This window comes from Yersinia sp. 2466 StPb PI (assembly GCF_041538325.1).
GTDB lineage: Bacteria > Pseudomonadota > Gammaproteobacteria > Enterobacterales > Enterobacteriaceae > Yersinia > Yersinia enterocolitica_E.
On record NZ_JAULSL010000001.1, the window covers coordinates 1,238,071 to 1,257,399 of the forward strand.

A 19,329-nucleotide genomic window follows, 5' to 3' on the forward strand; every position below is an offset into this window, starting at 1 on the left:
CGGGTGTGGCAGATACTGAAGAAGAGGTTTACTGATGACAGATAAGCGCAAAGACGGTTCTGGAAAGCTGCTGTATTGCTCTTTCTGCGGCAAAAGCCAGCATGAAGTGCGTAAGCTAATTGCCGGGCCGTCAGTGTATATCTGCGATGAATGTGTCGATTTGTGTAACGACATTATTCGCGAAGAGATCAAAGAAGTTGCCCCGCATCGGGAGCGCAGTTCGCTGCCTACGCCGCACGAAATCCGCCACCACCTGGATGATTATGTCATCGGTCAGGAACCGGCGAAAAAAGTGTTGGCAGTTGCGGTATACAACCACTATAAGCGTTTGCGCAATGGTGATACCAGTAATGGCATCGAACTGGGCAAAAGTAATATTCTACTGATTGGCCCAACCGGTAGTGGTAAAACACTGTTGGCAGAGACATTGGCTCGTTTCCTGGATGTGCCGTTTACCATGGCAGATGCGACCACGCTAACTGAAGCAGGTTACGTGGGCGAAGATGTTGAAAACATCATTCAGAAGTTATTGCAGAAATGTGATTACGACGTGCAGAAAGCGCAACGTGGTATCGTCTATATCGATGAAATTGATAAAATTTCACGTAAGTCTGATAACCCGTCTATCACGCGTGACGTCTCGGGTGAAGGTGTGCAGCAGGCCCTGTTGAAATTGATTGAAGGGACGATTGCTGCCGTACCACCACAAGGTGGCCGTAAGCATCCGCAGCAGGAGTTTTTGCAGGTTGATACCTCTAAAATTCTGTTTATCTGTGGTGGTGCTTTCGCCGGCCTGGACAAAGTTATCGGGCAGCGCATTAACACCGGAACGGGTATCGGTTTCGGGGCTACGGTAAAAGGCAAGTCAGAAAAAGCAACCGAAGGCGAGTTGTTGAGTCAGGCTGAGCCAGAAGATTTAATTAAATTCGGCTTGATCCCTGAATTTATTGGCCGTTTACCGGTAGTTGCAACACTGAGTGAATTGAGTGAAGACGCGCTGATTCAGATCCTGAAAGAACCGAAAAACGCACTGACCAAACAGTATCAGGCGTTGTTCAATCTCGAAGGTGTGGAGCTTGAGTTCCGCGATGAGGCGTTGACCGCAATCGCCAAGAAAGCGATGGCACGTAAAACAGGTGCTCGTGGCCTGCGTTCTATCGTAGAGGGCGCATTGCTAGATACCATGTACGATTTACCGTCAATGGACAGTGTGGAGAAAGTGGTGGTAGATGAGTCAGTTATTGCTGGCCAATCTGCGCCGATGCTGATTTATGGCCAACCGGAAGCCCAAGCTTCTGGCGAATAATTAGCCAAATAATCCAGATGGTTAGTATGACAATGGGGGATTTTATCCCCCATTTCTTTTTCCTCGCATTGTAATCGTTGAATGTAAGACATTCGTCCCCATATACTCAATTACCTATTTAGTGAAACTCGTGATGACTCGTGTTTCACGAGATTCCCAGTAATCTGGCGGAAGCTAAACTAAGAGAGAGCTCTATGAACCCTGAGCGTTCCGAACGCATAGAAATCCCCGTATTGCCTCTGCGCGATGTGGTGGTTTATCCGCATATGGTGATCCCACTGTTTGTTGGCCGGGAAAAGTCGATTCGGTGCCTGGAAGCGGCAATGGACCATGATAAAAAAATCATGCTGGTTGCGCAGAAAGAAGCTTCGACTGATGAGCCTGGTATCAACGATCTGTTTTCAGTAGGCACTGTAGCCTCGATTTTACAAATGCTGAAGTTACCTGATGGCACGGTCAAAGTGCTGGTTGAAGGGCTACAGCGTGCGCGTATTACCACGCTTTCCGACAGCGGTGAGCATTTTGCTGCTCAGGCAGAATATCTTGAATCGCCAGTGATGGACGATCGTGAACAAGAAGTATTGGTTCGCACGGCGATTAATCAGTTTGAAGGCTATATCAAACTGAATAAAAAGATCCCACCAGAAGTGCTGGCTTCACTGCACAGCATTGATGATGCAGCACGTCTTGCGGATACTATCGCGGCACATATGCCGTTGAAGTTAAATGATAAACAGGCTGTTCTGGAGATGTTCGATGTTACCGAACGTCTGGAGTACCTGATGGCGATGATGGAATCAGAAATCGATCTGTTACAGGTTGAAAAACGGATTCGTAATCGCGTCAAAAAACAGATGGAAAAGAGCCAGCGCGAGTACTATCTGAACGAGCAAATGAAGGCCATTCAGAAAGAACTGGGCGAGATGGACGATACGCCTGATGAGCACGAAGCGCTGAAGCGTAAAATCGAAGCGGCCAAAATGCCGAAAGATGCACGTGAAAAAACCGAAGCTGAGCTGCAAAAACTGAAAATGATGTCACCGATGTCTGCGGAAGCAACCGTAGTACGTGGTTATATTGATTGGATGTTGCAGGTGCCTTGGAACAGCCGCAGTAAAGTTAAAAAAGACTTGGTAAAAGCGCAGGAAGTTCTGGATACCGATCACTACGGTTTGGAACGAGTTAAAGATCGTATTTTAGAATACCTCGCAGTACAGAGCCGTGTTAGCAAGATTAAAGGGCCAATCCTGTGCCTGGTAGGGCCTCCTGGGGTGGGGAAAACCTCTCTGGGGCAATCTATTGCTCGTGCTACTGGCCGCCAGTATGTCCGTATGGCGCTGGGAGGGGTGCGTGATGAAGCGGAAATCCGTGGTCATCGCCGCACCTATATCGGCTCTATGCCGGGTAAATTGATCCAGAAGATGGCGAAAGTTGGGGTGAAGAACCCACTCTTCCTGTTGGATGAGATTGATAAGATGGCATCCGATATGCGCGGTGATCCTGCGTCAGCACTGCTGGAGGTTTTGGACCCAGAACAAAACGTTGCATTCAACGATCACTATCTGGAAGTGGATTATGATCTGTCGGATGTCATGTTCGTTGCCACCTCCAACTCCATGAATATTCCAGCGCCGTTGCTGGATCGTATGGAAGTTATTCGCCTGTCCGGTTATACCGAAGATGAGAAACTCAATATTGCCAAGCAGCATCTGTTGCCGAAACAGTTTGAGCGCAACGCCATTAAGAAAGGCGAACTGACCATCGATGACAGTGCCATTATGAGCATTATCCGTTATTACACCCGTGAAGCTGGGGTGCGTAGTCTGGAGCGTGAAATCTCCAAACTGTGCCGTAAAGCAGTAAAAAATCTGCTGATGGATAAAACGGTTAAGCACATTGAAATCAACGGTGACAACCTGAAAGACTTCTTAGGTGTGCAGAAGGTCGATTATGGCCGAGCTGATACTGAGAATCGCGTAGGTCAAGTGACTGGGCTGGCATGGACGGAAGTGGGTGGTGACTTACTGACTATTGAGACTGCATGCGTTCCGGGCAAAGGCAAGCTGACTTACACCGGCTCGCTGGGTGAAGTGATGCAAGAATCAATTCAGGCGGCACTGACAGTGGTACGTGCGCGCGCAGATAAATTAGGTATTAACCCTGATTTCTACGAAAAACGCGATATCCATGTGCATGTGCCTGAAGGTGCGACGCCGAAAGATGGCCCGAGTGCAGGTATTGCTATGTGTACCGCGCTGGTTTCTTGTCTGACCGGTAACCCAGTGCGCGCGGATGTGGCGATGACCGGTGAAATCACCTTGCGTGGTTTAGTATTGCCAATCGGCGGTTTGAAAGAGAAATTGCTGGCAGCTCACCGTGGCGGGATCAAAATTGTGCTGATTCCCGAGGATAACAAACGTGATTTGGAAGAGATCCCAGACAATGTTATCGCTGATCTGGAGATTCATCCGGTTAAACTAATTGATGATGTTTTAGCCATCGCGTTGCAAAATCCAGCCTTCGGGGCACAGCCGGTAGCGTCAAAATAGTGACGGATCGCAAGAAGTATTGATAAAACTGATGCTGGTAAGTGAAATGCTACTTGCCAGCTATTTTTTGTGCCGCTAAGTTAGTTCGTCTGTCCGACAAAAGTTTATGCCTTTGGGCTGCTTGCCAAGGTTGGATAGGATTGATATAACAGCTGCGCTGTCGTGTTGTCCGTAGGGATTTTCGGCGCGACGATAGAATTCTAAAGGGGATGAAAGAGTGAATAAGTCACAACTGATCGACAAAATTGCCGCAGGTGCAGATATTTCCAAAGCGGCCGCTGGGCGCGCGTTAGATGCAATTATTGCTTCTGTTACTGAATCTTTGAAAGAAGGGGATGATGTAGCTCTGGTTGGTTTTGGTACTTTTGCAGTACGTGAGCGTTCTGCACGTACTGGCCGCAACCCTCAGACAGGCAAAGAAATCAGTATTCCTGCTGCTAAAGTACCAGGCTTCCGTGCCGGTAAAGGCTTGAAAGACGCAGTAAACTGATTGCCGCGTCAATTCTCATCTGCGCGTATACCCAAAGGAAATGAAGTAGCAGCCAGGTTGTAAGCGAACGAATACCGATGAGTCTGCTCAGGTCAGCGATTCGGGTTAGTGAAAGTAGCGGGCACCTGTGCAACTTCAAGTACCAAGGGTATATATTGTTTGTGTTAAACAATAACCTGACGCAGTTGAGCTGGTAAGGTAAGATACAAGGCGCATCGTTAATGATGCGCTTTTTTTTCGCTTAGGCAGTTGAACTGGCTGAGCGCTAAACGGGGGTAAAATGTTAGTCTGACGAGAGAATATCAGCGACCCGTTTAGAGCAAAAATAGGCAGTAACAAATAGAGTAAGCAGTTTAACGCGCAGCAGCACGAAGGGCTGTCGCAAGGAATGCTGGGTTTATTTAGACCTGCGCAACAGTTTTAATCCATATTACAGCGGAGTATTGTCACATTATGATGGACAATTTACGCGCGGCTGCTAATAACGTCGTGCTCAAAATCATTCTGGCCTTGATCATGTTGTCCTTTATCCTGACCGGGGTTGGCAGCTATCTGATTGGCGGTTCCAACGACTTCGCAGCCAAAGTTAATGGCCAAGAGATTAGTCGTGCTCAGTTAGAACAAGCTGTACAGAGTGAGCGTGGCCGCTTGCAGCAGCAATTAGGTGAACAATTCTCCGCACTGGCCGCCAATGAAGGCTACATGCTGCAATTACGCCAGCAGGTATTGGGGCAGTTGGTCAACAACATGTTGCTTGACCAGTACGCCAAAAAACTGGGCCTGACTGCTAGCGACGAACAAGTTAAAGATGCCATCCGCCAGGCACCTTATTTCCAGACCGATAATAAGTTCGATAACAACAAATATCTCGAACTGGTTAATCGGATGGGCTACACCCCTGATCAATTCGCGCAATTACAGCGTCAGCAGCTCATTAATCAACAATTGCTGCAAGCGTTTGGTGATACTGGCTTTGTTCTGCCTATCGAAGCACAGGCGATGTCAGAGCTGATTTTGCAGCAACGTGAAGTTCGTCTGGCGACAGTTGATCTCAAAGCCCTTCAGGCACAGCAGAAAGTCACTGATGAAGAGCTGCAAGCCTACTACGACCAGAACAAGAATAGCTTCATTGCACCGGAACAGATGAAAGTCAGTTTCATTACGATGGATGCTGCCGCGATGCAGGACAAAATCACGCTCACCGAGGAAGATATCGCGGCGTATTATGAACTGCATAAAAGCAGCTATACCCAGCCGGAACAACGCAACTACAGTGTGATTCAGTTTAAAACTGAAGCTGAAGCCAAAGCGGCGTTAGAGGAGCTGAAAAAAGGTGCTGATTTTGCTGCGATGGCAAAAGAGAAATCTACCGATATCATTTCCCGCAAAAATGGGGGGGAACTGGGGTGGTTGGAACCAGAAACTACGGCTGATGAACTGAAACAAGCGAATTTGACCGAGAAGGGCCAACTGTCTGATGTGGTTAAATCTTCGGTGGGTTATCTGGTTGTTCGCTTAAATGACATCAAACCTGCCCTGGTTAAACCTTTGTCAGAAGTGCATGATGCACTGGCAAAACAAGTTAAGCAGGAAAAAGCTGTTGACGCTTACTACGCGTTACAGCAAAAGGTCAGTGAAGCCGCTACCAGTGATAACGAATCTCTAGCCTCAGCGGAAGAAGCAGCAGGTGCTAAAGCTAAGCAAACTGGCTGGTTTACTCGCGACGCAGTACCTGCTGAGGTTAACTTCAAACCGGTTGTACAGGCAATCTTTGACGGTGGCCTGGTCGGTGAAAATGGTGCGCCAGGTAGTAATTCAGATGTAATCACTGTTGACGGCGACCGTGCTTTTGTTATCCGCATTGATGCTCATAAACCTGAAGGTATTCAACCATTTGATCAAGTACGTGATCAGGTTGCTGAGTTGGTGAAACGTCAGAAAGCAGAACAATTGGCACGTGTTGATGGTGAGAAACTCCTGACTGCTCTGAAACAAGGTAAAGGCGAAGAGGCGATGAAAGCTGCTGGTATCAGCTTTGGCGAGAAGAAAACCTTGTCACGTGCACCAGACGATGATCAATTAGTGCAGACTATTTTTGCCTTGCCTCATCCGCAAAAAGATCAGTCGGTTTATGGCTTATCCCAGGATCGTCAAGACAACATCGTACTGATCGAACTGCTATCAGTAACGCCGGGTAAATTGCCGGAAGGCGAGATGAAGACCTTTAGCGCTAAAATGCTAGAAGGGTCAAGCGGTGTGACTTTTGATGCATTGATGGCAAATCTGCACAAACAGGCAACCATTAAGATGGGGCCAGCGGAGCAACAGCAGCCGCAATAAAACCATAATTGCCATGAGTCTCGCATACATCTGCAACTCGATGTAATAAAGAAAGGTCGCTTTGGCGACCTTTCGCATATCTGAAATCTACCCTTTGTGATGAATCGGAGGTTGCGGCAAGGTAGTCATGCTGTCAAACACAAGGAGGATACAGCATGAAATTCATAGGAAAATTATTTGTTATAACCGCATTGTTCGCAGGTCTGAATATCCAGCAGGTAGTTTTTGCCGCTCCCGTCAGCCCTACGAGTACGACTCAGAATAAAGACCTCAATTCGCAAAGCCATACTCCAATAAATAGCCAGCTAAAAGCAGGCTCTTCGCCTGCCAAAGTGGCGGATAAGACCAATGCAACGGCAACAACCACAGCTGGCAGCTCAACGGACAGTGCATATAGCCAAATCAATATTAATAGTGCTAATGCGGAACAGTTGGCCCAGTTCCTGAGCGGAATTGGCAGGAAGAAGGCAGAGGCTATCGTTAATTATCGCGAGCAGTTCGGCCCTTTTACTGATGTTGAGCAGTTACTCGAAGTTCCAGGTATCGGCCCCTCGTTTTTAGAGAGAAACAATACCAAGCTTAAAATGTAACTTTAGTTGGTGATGGGGATGTGCTGTGGTCAGACAGATATCAGTGACTATTTTCACCACAAATAATCCCCATCTTTTCATAATGTAAGTCGCAGTAGCAGAGGGAAACTGTGATTTCGCTCTAGATTATATCGTAAGCATGCGATGAAGTGATTTCCCTCTGCTAATCTTGCTGTGAGGTCGTACCAGTTGTGCGGGTATTCTCTTGCCAACTCTATTTTACTGCCGAAGGTACGTAATTTTTATTCACTGTCTGGAGAAGCTCGCTGTCATGCATACTCATATTAAAGTCCGGGGTTTTCATATTGATGTTTTCCAACATGTTAATAATGCCCGCTACTTAGAGTTTCTCGAAGAAGCGCGTTGGGAATGGCTTGATGGGGAGCCAGCAGCGCAATGGATGGCTGAAAACCAAATCGCTTTTATCGTGGTTAATATCAATATCAACTACCGTCGGCCTGCAGTATTGGGGGATCTGCTACGAATCGATAGCCAGTTATTAAAGCTAAACGGTAAAAGTGGTGTGATGAAACAGACTGTCACGCTAGAGCCTGAATCTATTCCGGTGGCAGATGCAGAACTAACGTTTGTCTGTATCGATCTGCGTAGTCAGAGAGCATTGCCCATTGAGGGAGAACTAAGGGAAAAACTGGACGAGTTTGTCAATCGAGGTATTACAGGATAACTCGGCTTTGTTGCCGGGGAGGGATATTTTCCCTGAATATCTGGTTAAATGTGCAATGGCCGCGATATACCTCGCTCTGATGAGCGAGGTCACGATTAGAACAAGGCAATGGGTCGATTACAGTGGCTATCTGAGTGAACAATAATCAAGCTAGCCCGGTTTTTTGTTTCAAGCTCAATAATACTTTTGGCTTATTAGCAAGATAGAACGCCAGCCCTTTGGCTCGTAAATGGCAGGCAGCACATTGGCCGCAACCATCGCCTTGAATCCCATTGTAGCAAGTAAGTGTCTCGTGGCGGACCAGCTCGAGTTGCTGATAATAATCAGCTAGTGCCCAGGTTTCTGCTTTATCCAGCCACATTAAAGGGGTAATGAAAGCGATATCTCGGCCAATACCCAAATCGATTGCATGGTTGAGTGCCTTCACGAACTCATCCCGGCAATCAGGGTAGCCGGAGAAGTCAGTCTCACAAACCCCTGTGATAACCGTCGGAGCTTGCACTTGATAAGCATAAATTGCGGCTAAGGTCAGGAATAGAATATTGCGACCAGGGACAAACGTACTGGGAACCGTATCGGCATCCTCTTCATCAAAAGAGGGGATAGGGATACTGTCTCGGGTCAGACTGCTCACCGCTAACTCATTGAGCATGCCAACATCTAGCACTTTGTGTGCTTTAGCACCAAGCTGCGTGGCAAGCGCGCGAGCAACATCAATTTCTGCGCGGTGGCGCTGTCCGTAATCGAATGTAATGCAGTGGACTTCATCATATTGCTGTAATGCTTGAATTAAACAGGTAGTGGAATCTTGCCCACCACTAAATACAACGACAGCGCGTTTCATACTGTGACCTCGTACGGCTGTGAGCCTCGAAAGAGCCAACCCACAGCAAAATAAAGAATTGGCGGTATGTTACTCAGTTCACGGACGAAAGGGTAGCAACCTGCATTTGGCAATCAGGTAGTCGCCGGTGGGAGCCATGCCTGATTGAAATCAAACCAACCATATGCGGTTAGGGTAACACCGTTAATCCGTGGCGGAGCATTGACCTGATACTGATAATTGAATAGTGGGAGAATCAGCCCTGCCAGCATCAGACCATTATAATATTCACGCAATTGGCGGAAACGCTCAGCCGCAAGTTCAGTTTGCTGAATCTGTATCAGTGTTTGTTGCTGTAGTTCTAATTGAGCAGGGGAGAGTATACCGCGCCACAGCGGATCAAGTTGGAGCCAGCTTTCCATCGCCGCTTCAGGAGATTCACCAACTAAGTGGTCCGCTAATAATAAGTCTGCCTCTTCAATTTGATGAGTATCTTTCCACTGCTTATCACGACTGGCGCGGATTTCTAATGTGCAACCATGGGTTGCCAATACCGCTTTTAGTTGTTCGGCAACACTCTCAAGTTCCATTGGAGGTTGATAGGTCAGTATCAGATGGGCAGGCAATGGCGGGTTTTCATCGGCGCTAAACCGGGGGATAGGCCAGCCGGGTAGCATTTCATGACTAGGCGTTATCACACCACGCCGAATGGATAACTCTTCTAAGATGCCGGAAGTTTGCACTAGCATCAGCAATTTGGCTATTTGCTGGGGAGTAATATTATTGAGGTGCCGATTGATGGCCAGATAGCAAAATCCAAGGCTCATACTGCGCTGAACAGGGCGGGCTAAAGGGAAATCCTCCTCCTGTCCAATGGTTATACGTACCGGGTGTTGGCAACTCCCATCCGCTGACTGTACGACAAGGCTTGGAGTTATCCAGTATTCAATGAATTCCAGATAAGGATGTTGCAAATGGTAAAATTCGTGCTGCTCCAACCGGACCAGATGTGGGTTAAAGGTCGCTAACTTAAATGGGCCAGCCCCCAGAAGTGAGGCGTCGGGATGAAACAGTTTACACGGTAAATCTGCCAGCCGATGTGCCAGCCAGTAATCAGGATGCAGCAGCGTAAATTTCAGGCATAAAGCATGGGGCAGGGTAATCGTTGCAATATTGGCAAAACTCGGTTGGCTGCGTGGATTTGCCCGCAGCAGTGCCAGCGTTTGCAACAACTGCTCGCTGCGGATATGTTCCCCATTATGCCAACGTAATTGACTGCGTAAGAAGAATTGCCAGGTTAAACCATCATCGCTGACTTGCCAGTGATGGGCCAGATCCGGTTTTGGCAGTGGGTCTCCGGTGTTAAATCGGGTCAGGCCAGCATGTAAAGTATAAATCAGATGCTGCTCTGCCCGGCCACTGACGGTCATTGGATTTAACGGTTCAAGCTCCCGATAATAAGGGATTCGCAGTATTGGGCTATCGGCTTGCCATTGTCCCCCCATGTGAGGGTTTAGTAACGCTTGAAGGCGTTCAGGTTCCAGTTGGGCGAGTGCGAGAGCAGCTTGATGGTCACCTTGCTCAAGGAACAATTGCAGGTAGGTTGCGCGCAGCGCATCTGGTTTTTTCAGGCATTGTAGTTGCGCGCGTTTGCCGCGGCCAACTTGTGAATGCCAACTGAGCCAGTCATTCGCTTGTAGTTGTTGAATCAGAGTGCGGGCATGTCGCTCACTGCAAAATAGTAGGCCTGCCAGTTCACTGACGGTGGTAGCCGCCGGTTGATCGCCGAACTTTTGGTACAAGCGCTGATATTGGGTTAGTCGGTGAATAATGCGCATAATTAAGATGTTATCCCATTAAGGCTATTTTAGCTCTTGGACGAACTCATCAAATGCCTTTATTTTTAAATGACTTAGGGATCTGCACGGTTCATTCTCATGTGGCGATGAGTTACAACGTGATCTGGCACTCTCAGTGCTGTGCGTGTTCAAACTGATAGTATCCATTACGCCTATTCGGGCTGCTTATAAATCAGGAATAGTTTAATTTAATTGTTCACTATTAGTTCCGTAAATAGTACGTCATAATTTTATTCATACCACCAGTTTTGCTGTTATCGAGGTTTTAAATGTACCGTTTAGCCGCTTTTGATATGGATGGAACCTTACTGATGCGCGACCATAAAATTGGCGGCGCTACATTGAATGCGTTACACCAGTTGGTGGACAACGGGATGATCCTAACCTTTGCTACCGGTCGACATTATATTGATATGAAAGGGATTTTATCTCACTCAGGCATAAATGGTTATTTGATCACTGGCAATGGGACCCGAGTCTGTGATGTAGAGGGTGAAGCATTATACGGTATGGATTTGCCCGCAGAACTGGTGGAGTTTGTGTTACGAACTCCGTGGCAGACCCGTGCCAGCATCCATATTTTCCGTGATGATGGTTGGTTTACTGATTGTAATGACCCTGCGCTGCTGACTGCACATAAAACCAGTGGCTTCCAGTTTCAGCTCACGGCACTGAGCGCATTGCCTCTAACTGGTAATCATAAGATTTGCTTTATTGCCTCACATCAGGAATTGACCGAGCTTAAAACCCAGCTTGAGCAGCAGATGGGCGGCGAAGCCGATTTTTGTTTTTCAGCGGTTGATTGCCTTGAAGTGTTGCCTCGTGGATGCAACAAAGGGGCGGCTTTAGAGCGATTAAGCCATCATCTCAATTTAACACTGGCCGATTGTATGGCCTTTGGTGATGCGATGAATGATAAAGAGATGCTATCGCGGGTAGGTCTTGGCTTAGTGATGGGAAACGCATTACCGCAATTGAAGCAAGAGTTACCTCAGTTACAGGTTATTGGGCGCTGTGAACAACAAGGCGTCGCTCACTATTTGCAACATTGGCTAAGTTCACCACACCTCACCTATTCCCCCGAATTCTGAGGTTTATCTCCTTGGTACTTAGAGTTGTAGCAGTGTTAACGGGCTTACTCACCCGAATCACTGATGGTGTCAGCTCAGCGGATCACTCGCTTGCTGCCTAACTGCACCTTTTGATGACTTGAGGATAGCTATTAGCCAGCCGGATAATCATCCGGTTTTTTTCTGCCAAAATTCGGTTTTCCTCGGTCATCCAAGAGGGGAAAACCGAATTTTATCGGTTAATTACAGGTTATTTAATTCATTACTAAATGGGGTCAGATCACCAATGTTATTACTGACCCATTCGGTATTGTAATAGGTATCCAGATAGCGTTCGCCACTGTCGCAGAGCAACGTCACAATAGCGCCGGTTTTGCCTCGCTCACGCATCTGTTTGGCTAATTGTAATGCGCCCCAGACGTTAGTGCCGGTGGATGCCCCCACTTTGCGTCCCAAAATACCTTCCAACCAATGAATGGTTGCAACACTGGCAGCATCGGGTACGCGCAACATACTGTCGATCACTTCTGGAATAAACGAAGGCTCAGCCCGTGGGCGGCCGATCCCTTCAATACGGCTGCCGCAACTACCGGTAACCGTGCGGTCGCGGTTACAGAAACAGTCATAAAATACTGAGTTCTCTGGGTCGACTACCATCAATTGGGTGTCATGCCCTTGGTAGCGGATATAGCGGCCTAAGGTCGCCGATGTGCCGCCAGTGCCAGCACTCATGACGATATAGTCAGGTACCGGGAAAGGTTCACGCGCCATTTGGCGGAAGATGCTATCGGCAATGTTGTTATTGCCACGCCAGTCGGTAGCGCGCTCTGCATAAGTGAACTGATCCATATAGTGGCCATTCAGGTCACGAGCCAGTTGTTCAGATGCTGCATAAATTTGTCCAGCGCTTTCAACAAAATGACAGCGACCACCATAGAAGGTGATCTGCTCGACTTTGCGCCGCGCAGTGCAACTTGGCATAACTGCAATAAAGGGCAGGCCAATCAGCCGGGCAAAGTAGGCTTCAGACACTGCCGTGCTTCCTGAGGAAGCCTCGATTATCGTTGTTCCTTCTGTAATCCAGCCATTACATAAGCCATAAAGAAACAGTGAACGAGCTAAACGGTGCTTTAGGCTACCGGTTGGATGGGTGCTCTCATCTTTTAAATAGAGATAAATACCGGGGAAAGCCGGCAGGTTTAGGCGGATCAGGTGAGTATCAGCGGAGCGTTGGAAGTCAGCTTCTATTTCACTGATAGCATTTTTTACCCAAGTGTTGGTCATTTCATGGCCTGCGATGTAGGTAGTAAACTAATGATGACTAGATTAACGGTTATTAAAGAAAAAAACGTTGCCATTTTTCCTTCTTTATCGCCAAATGGTAGAAATTTATTCTATGGTTGCTCGTTATGTTAGATAAAACTGACCGTAAACTCCTCTGTATGTTGCAAGAAGATTGCACTCAATCACTGCAAGTACTGGCCGAAGCCGTCAATCTTACCTCCACACCCTGCTGGAAACGGTTAAAACGCCTTGAGGATGAAGGATTTATCCGTGGGCGCGTGGCACTGCTGGACAGCGAAAAATTGGGGTTGGGGCTTACGGCATTTGTGCTGATTAAAACTCAGCAGCATAATAGTGGCTGGTATCAGGAATTTGTTGAATTTACTAAGCAAATGCCAGAGGTGTTGGCGTTCTATCGTATGGCCGGAGAATATGACTATCTGATGCAGGTCGAAGTTGCCGATATGAAAAGTTACGACAATTTTTACAAACGCATGGTTAATGGTGTTCCGGGGCTGATTGATGTGACATCAAGTTTTGCGATGGAAAAAATCAAATATACAACTATGTTGCCTGTTCCTGAGTGAATATTTGGATTAAAAGCCCTTTTACCGATGCTATGCTACCCCCTTCATCGCGCGTAGCGAGAAAATACCGATGTATTCGGTGTCAGACCAGGAATAAAACTGAGTGAGATTGTTTGCACAACTAGGCTGGTATTTTCGCCGTGAATGGCGCCGCTATGTAGGCGCGGTGTTGTTGTTAATTATTATCGCTATCCTACAACTGTTGCCGCCTAAACTGGTCGGAGTAATTGTGGATGGTATCAGCACAAAACAGATGCCTACCAATATGTTACTGGTATGGATTGGTGTGATGCTGATAACCGCTATTGTGGTCTACCTACTGCGTTATGTCTGGCGTGTTTTATTATTTGGTGCCTCTTATCAATTGGCTGTGGAGTTGCGGTCAAACTTTTATCGCCAACTTAGCCGCCAGGCCCCTGGTTTCTATTTACGTCACCGTACCGGCGATTTAATGGCTCGTGCGACGAATGATGTTGATCGCGTGGTCTTTGCTGCCGGTGAGGGGGTGCTGACGCTGGTGGATTCGTTGGTGATGGGATGCGCGGTGCTGATTGTAATGAGCACCCAAATTAGCTGGCAATTAACACTGTTATCATTGTTACCTATGCCGGTAATGGCGGTGGTGATCAAATATTACGGTGACCAACTGCATCAACGTTTCAAATCGGCCCAAGGGGCATTTTCTACGCTGAATAACCAGGCGCAAGAAAGCCTGACCAGTATTCGCATGATTAAAGCTTTTGGCCTGGAAGATCATCAATCACAGCAGTTTGCTCAGGTAGCGGCAGAAGCCGGTGCCAAGAATATGTATGTCGCACGTATCGATGCCCGTTTTGATCCAACTATCTATATCGCCATCGGGATCGCGAATTTATTGGCGATTGGCGGCGGCAGTTGGATGGTGGTTAATCACAGTATTACTTTGGGTCAACTTACCAGTTTCATCATGTATCTGGGGTTGATGATCTGGCCCATGCTTGCCTTGGCGTGGATGTTCAATATCGTTGAACGAGGCAGTGCCGCCTATAGCCGTATTCGCAGTTTGCTGGAAGAAGCGCCGGTGGTTAAAGATGGTGATATTGAGCTGAGCGATGGGCGTGGCACACTCGCGGTGAATATTCGCCATTTCTATTACCCAGGTAGTGAACAGCCTGCGTTACATGATGTGGCGCTGAAATTAGCACCGGGGCAGATGTTGGGGCTATGCGGGCCTACAGGGTCGGGTAAGAGTACCTTACTGGCATTGATTCAGCGGCAGTTTGATGTGGATGATGGTGCTATTTGTTATCAAGGGCATGCGCTGTCTGATATTAGGTTGCATGACTGGCGTGGCCGTTTATCTGTGGTCAGCCAAACGCCATTCCTCTTTTCTGATACGGTTGCTGGCAACATTGCATTGGGTAAACCTGATGCCACGCAGGCTCAAATTGAGCGGGCCGCTCGTTTAGCCAGTGTGCATGAAGATATTTTACGCCTTCCTCAGGGTTATGACACTGAAGTGGGTGAGCGCGGTGTGATGCTATCTGGCGGGCAGAAACAGCGGATTTCCATCGCCCGCGCACTGTTGCTGGATACTGAGATCCTGATTCTCGATGATGCGCTATCCGCAGTTGATGGTCAGACCGAATATGAAATCCTAAAAAATCTGCGTGAATGGGGTGAGCATCGTACCGTGATTATCAGTGCGCACCGTCTTTCAGCGTTGACCGAAGCCAGCGAAATTTTAGTGATGCAACATGGTGGCGTGATGCAGCGCGGGACACATAACGTATTAGTCAGTCAATCCGGCTGGTATCGGGAGATGTACCGTTATCAACAACTGGAGGCAGCATTAGATGATGGTGAGTCGGAGGCCAAAACCGATGAGTAAAGTTCAGCAACTTTGGCCGACACTTAAGCGCCTGCTCTCCTATGGCTCCCCTTATCGTAAACCGTTAGGGTTGGCGGTATTGATGTTATGGATTGCGGCTGCCGCCGAGGTCAGCGGCCCGCTTTTGATAAGTTATTTTATTGACCATGTGGTCGCAAAAGGCACTTTGCCCCTCGGTTTAGTCAGTGGGTTGGCATTGGCTTATCTGTTGCTGCAACTGTTGGCAGCAGCATTGCATTATTTTCAGGCATTGCTTTTTAACCGTGCTGCCGTAGGTGTGGTTCAGCGCCTACGTATTGAAGTGATGGATGCCGCTTTGCGTCAACCTCTCAGTGCGTTTGATACCCAGCCGGTCGGGCAATTGATTTCCCGTGTCACAAATGACACCGAAGTCATTAAAGATTTATATGTGATGGTGGTCTCCACCGTATTAAAAAGCGCGGCATTAATTGGCGCGATGCTGGTGGCGATGTTCAGTCTGGATTGGCGTATGGCGCTAATTTCTATCTGTATCTTTCCAGCAGTGCTGGTAGTGATGGCCATTTATCAACATTACAGCACACCCGTAGTGCGGCGAGTCCGGGCTTATTTGGCTGATATTAACGACGGTTTTAATGAAATTATTAACGGCATGGGCGTGATTCAGCAGTTTCGCCAGCAAGCTCGTTTTGGCGAACGTATGGAGTCTGCCAGCCGTGCGCACTATATGGCACGCATGCAAACTTTACGCTTGGAAGGGTTTTTATTGCGCCCGCTGCTGAGCCTGTTTTCTGCCTTGGTACTGTGTGGTTTGTTACTGTTGTTCGGTTTCAGTCCTGATGGCTCAGTGGGGGTGGGTGTGCTGTATGCTTTCATTAACTATCTGGGCCGCTTAAATGAACCCTTAATTGAACTCACATCACAGCAGTCAGTCATGCAGCAAGCTGTGGTGGCTGGGGAACGTATTTTTGATCTGATGGACCGCGCCCAGCAAGGATACGGTACTGATGATCGCCCACTGACCAGTGGCCGTATCCAGGTGGATAATGTCAGCTTTGCTTATCGTAGCGATAAAATGGTGCTGCAAAATATCTCCCTTGATGTACCTTCGCACGGGTTTGTTGCTCTGGTCGGGCATACCGGCAGCGGAAAGAGTACGTTGGCTAACCTGTTGATGGGCTACTACCCGGTGCAACATGGTGAGATTCTGCTAGATGCTCGTCCTTTATCCGCGTTATCCCATCAGACCTTGCGCCAAGGGGTGGCCATGGTGCAACAGGACCCAGTGGTGTTGGCTGATTCCTTTTTCGCCAATGTGACTTTAGGCCGTGATATCTCTGAACAGCAAGTGTGGGAAGCTCTGGAAACGGTGCAACTGGCCCCTTTAGTCCATGCGCTACCCGATAGATTGCACAGTCTGCTTGGTGAGCAGGGGAATACCTTGTCAGTTGGGCAAAAACAGTTGCTGGCGATGGCGCGAGTATTGGTACAGGCTCCGCAAATCCTGATTTTAGATGAGGCGACTGCCAATATTGACTCTGGTACTGAGCAGGCCATTCAGCGGGCATTGCGGCTAATCCGAAAAAATACCACGCTGGTAGTGATTGCTCACCGCCTTTCAACCATTGTTGATGCTGATACCATCTTGGTGTTGCACCGTGGTGTGGCAGTGGAGCAGGGTAAGCATCAAGAGCTGCTGGCCGCCCATGGGCGTTATTATCAAATGTATCAATTGCAATTGGTTAGCGAAGATTTAGCCGCCATTGATCAGGTAGAGACGGCGGTAAGTTAATTAATAAGTTGTGGGGCTAAGCGGCCCCGCACTATTTTCTGTGTTTTCCTAAGTCAAATCGTTAATGCATATCCCCGTTAATGCCCATTTTGCAGCTTTCGTGCACCATAATCTTGCAATGCAATAGGTCGTCGATGCTGTCGTGCACTTCTGTGACGCGCTTCGCACTATTTTGGTGCGCGAAAATTATTCAATACGATGAATTCAGCCGCTACACGGCTGACTCATGTATCTCAACCGCCCTAGCTTCGCCATTTCCGCATTAAATTATATCTATCATTACTTATGGCATAGCCTTTGCTTTACTTCATTTGTGGCAGACATGAATTCGACTTAATTCGAGAAGGGGCAAATATGAAGCTGGTTACCGTGGTTATCAAACCATTTAAGCTGGAGGATGTGCGTGAAGCCTTATCCTCTGTGGGTATTCAGGGGCTGACCGTAACCGAAGTAAAAGGATTTGGTCGCCAGAAGGGACACGCAGAGCTCTATCGGGGAGCTGAATACAGTGTCAATTTCTTACCTAAAGTGAAAATTGATATCGCAATTGCTGATGATCAATTGGATGAAGTGATTGACGTGATCAGTAAGGCGGCCTATACCGGCAAAATTGGTGATGGCAAAATTTTCGTTGCTGAATTGCAACGTGTTATTCGCATCCGTACCGGCGAAACCGACGAAGCAGCACTGTAATTTGCAGGCTCAAATTTAGTGAATAGGGATGGGTTGATGATGAAAAAACTTTTATCCATGTTGGGCCTGAGTTCGGTAGCGATGCTGCCTTCTTTGGCAATGGCCGCAGCACCGGCTGTAGCTGACAAAGCTGATAATGCTTTTATGATGATTTGCACCGCGCTGGTGCTGTTTATGACTGTGCCCGGTATTGCCCTGTTCTACGGCGGTCTGCTGCGTTCCAAGAACGTATTATCGATGATGACTCAGGTCATGGTGAGCTTTGCTCTGATCTGTGTGCTGTGGGTGCTCTATGGCTATAGTCTGGCTTTCGGCACCGGCAATGCATTCTTTGGTAGTTTCGATATGGCGATGCTAAAAGGTATTGGTTTGACCAGCCTGAGTGGCACTTTCTATCAATATATCCATGTGGTGTTCCAGGCTTCATTTGCCTGTATCACGGTCGCACTGGTGGTGGGATCATTCGCCGAACGTATTCGTTTCTCTGCGGTATTAATTTTTGCAGCACTGTGGTTCACCTTCTCATATTTGCCGATGGCACATATGGTATGGGGTGGTGGTTTCCTGGCAATGGATGGCGCACTGGACTTTGCCGGTGGTACTGTTGTGCATATCAACGCCGCGATTGCTGGTTTGGTGGGCGCTTACTTACTGGGTAAACGTGCTGGTTTTGGTAAAGAAGCGTTCAAACCTCATAACTTACCTATGGTGTTTACCGGTACTGCGATTCTGTATATCGGTTGGTTTGGCTTCAATGCCGGTTCAGCCAGTGCCGCGAATGAAATTGCTGCACTTGCCTTCTTGAATACGGTAGTTGCAACAGCGGGTGCTATCTTGTCTTGGGTCTTTGCTGAGTGGATTTTACGCGGCAAACCGTCGCTGCTGGGGGCATGTTCCGGTTGTATCGCAGGTTTGGTTGCGATTACGCCAGCGGCAGGTACAGTCGGGGTTGGCGGTGCATTGATTATCGGTCTGGTCGGGGGTGTTGCCGGTCTGTGGGGTGTGGTTCTGCTGAAAAAATGGCTGCGGGTAGATGATACCTGCGACGTATTCGGTGTCCACGGCGTGTGTGGGATTGTCGGTTGTATCCTGACCGGTGTCTTCACCTCGGCTTCACTGGGCGGTACAGGTTACGCCGCTGGCGTCACTATGGGCCATCAGGTAGGTGTGCAACTGTTCAGCGTCGGTGTGTGTTTGGTCTGGTCTGGTGTTGTTGCCTTCGTTGCCTTTAAAATTGCTGACCTGTTGGTTGGCCTGCGGGTACCAGAAGAACAAGAACGCGAAGGTCTGGATGTTAACAGCCACGGCGAAAATGCATACAACCAATAAGCTAGAAGTAGCAGTAAAATAAATAATAATGATGATAGCAGCAGGGGCGATATGATATCGCCCCTGTTCTATTTTTGGCAAAG

15 protein-coding genes are annotated in these 19,329 nt (G+C 48.0%); 12 read left to right on the forward strand and 3 right to left on the reverse strand.

Features of this window, described 5'->3' with window-relative positions:
- Positions 1-34: 34 nt before the first annotated feature.
- The 6 genes from clpX to Q2T72_RS05495 all read left to right on the forward strand — a co-directional run bounded on the left by clpX (position 35) and on the right by Q2T72_RS05495 (position 7,960).
- Positions 35-1,306 carry an ATP-dependent protease ATP-binding subunit ClpX gene (clpX, locus tag Q2T72_RS05470; protein WP_004703362.1) on the forward strand — a complete coding sequence of 424 codons (1,272 nt, stop codon included), beginning with the start codon at positions 35-37 and terminating at the stop codon, positions 1,304-1,306.
- Positions 1,307-1,500: 194 nt separating this feature from the next.
- A complete protein-coding gene (gene lon, locus Q2T72_RS05475) occupies positions 1,501-3,855 on the forward strand; it encodes an endopeptidase La (protein WP_005182204.1) in 2,355 nt (784 codons plus the stop codon).
- Positions 3,856-4,072: 217 nt separating this feature from the next.
- On the forward strand, positions 4,073-4,345 hold the full coding sequence (hupB, locus tag Q2T72_RS05480; RefSeq protein ID WP_004392663.1) for a nucleoid-associated protein HU-beta: 273 nt from the start codon (positions 4,073-4,075) through the stop codon (positions 4,343-4,345).
- 453 nt (positions 4,346-4,798) lie between these two features.
- Positions 4,799-6,685 carry a peptidylprolyl isomerase gene (ppiD, locus tag Q2T72_RS05485; protein WP_083160021.1) on the forward strand — a complete coding sequence of 629 codons (1,887 nt, stop codon included), beginning with the start codon at positions 4,799-4,801 and terminating at the stop codon, positions 6,683-6,685.
- A 155-nt stretch (positions 6,686-6,840) separates the two neighbouring features.
- Complete coding sequence (locus tag Q2T72_RS05490; protein WP_372568766.1) at positions 6,841-7,275, forward strand: ComEA family DNA-binding protein; 435 nt, start codon at positions 6,841-6,843, stop codon at positions 7,273-7,275.
- A gap of 271 nt (positions 7,276-7,546) precedes the next feature.
- Positions 7,547-7,960, forward strand: a complete 414-nt coding sequence (locus Q2T72_RS05495; RefSeq protein WP_372568767.1) for an acyl-CoA thioesterase — start codon at positions 7,547-7,549, stop codon at positions 7,958-7,960.
- A 145-nt stretch (positions 7,961-8,105) separates the two neighbouring features.
- Here the strand turns inward: Q2T72_RS05495 and queC are convergent, their stop codons facing one another.
- Entirely contained in the window at positions 8,106-8,804 is a 699-nt protein-coding gene (queC, locus tag Q2T72_RS05500; RefSeq protein ID WP_083160015.1) for a 7-cyano-7-deazaguanine synthase QueC, read from the reverse strand.
- 113 nt (positions 8,805-8,917) lie between these two features.
- Positions 8,918-10,621, reverse strand: a complete 1,704-nt coding sequence (locus Q2T72_RS05505; protein ID WP_083160013.1) for an SgrR family transcriptional regulator — start codon at positions 10,619-10,621, stop codon at positions 8,918-8,920.
- Between the two features lie 290 nt (positions 10,622-10,911).
- Between Q2T72_RS05505 and cof the strand changes: the two genes are divergently transcribed.
- Complete coding sequence (gene cof, locus Q2T72_RS05510) at positions 10,912-11,733, forward strand: HMP-PP phosphatase (protein WP_372568768.1); 822 nt, start codon at positions 10,912-10,914, stop codon at positions 11,731-11,733.
- 222 nt (positions 11,734-11,955) lie between these two features.
- Here the strand turns inward: cof and Q2T72_RS05515 are convergent, their stop codons facing one another.
- Entirely contained in the window at positions 11,956-12,996 is a 1,041-nt protein-coding gene (locus Q2T72_RS05515; protein ID WP_083160009.1) for a PLP-dependent cysteine synthase family protein, read from the reverse strand.
- Between the two features lie 125 nt (positions 12,997-13,121).
- Between Q2T72_RS05515 and Q2T72_RS05520 the strand changes: the two genes are divergently transcribed.
- The 5 genes from Q2T72_RS05520 (at position 13,122) to amtB (ending at position 19,246) form a co-directional block, all read left to right on the forward strand.
- Positions 13,122-13,583: an Lrp/AsnC family transcriptional regulator gene (locus tag Q2T72_RS05520; RefSeq protein ID WP_083160007.1), complete on the forward strand. Its 462-nt coding sequence runs from the start codon at positions 13,122-13,124 to the stop codon at positions 13,581-13,583.
- A 103-nt stretch (positions 13,584-13,686) separates the two neighbouring features.
- A complete protein-coding gene (locus Q2T72_RS05525) occupies positions 13,687-15,453 on the forward strand; it encodes a SmdA family multidrug ABC transporter permease/ATP-binding protein (RefSeq protein ID WP_372568769.1) in 1,767 nt (588 codons plus the stop codon).
- Positions 15,446-17,224 carry a SmdB family multidrug efflux ABC transporter permease/ATP-binding protein gene (locus tag Q2T72_RS05530; protein ID WP_372568770.1) on the forward strand — a complete coding sequence of 593 codons (1,779 nt, stop codon included), beginning with the start codon at positions 15,446-15,448 and terminating at the stop codon, positions 17,222-17,224. The genes Q2T72_RS05525 and Q2T72_RS05530 overlap by 8 nt, the downstream gene beginning before the upstream one ends.
- Positions 17,225-17,578: 354 nt before the next feature.
- Positions 17,579-17,917, forward strand: coding sequence for a P-II family nitrogen regulator (gene glnK / locus Q2T72_RS05535; RefSeq protein WP_002208627.1), 339 nt, complete (start codon positions 17,579-17,581; stop codon positions 17,915-17,917).
- A 39-nt stretch (positions 17,918-17,956) separates the two neighbouring features.
- A complete protein-coding gene (amtB, locus tag Q2T72_RS05540) occupies positions 17,957-19,246 on the forward strand; it encodes an ammonium transporter AmtB (protein WP_083163833.1) in 1,290 nt (429 codons plus the stop codon).
- Positions 19,247-19,329 lie beyond the last annotated feature (83 nt).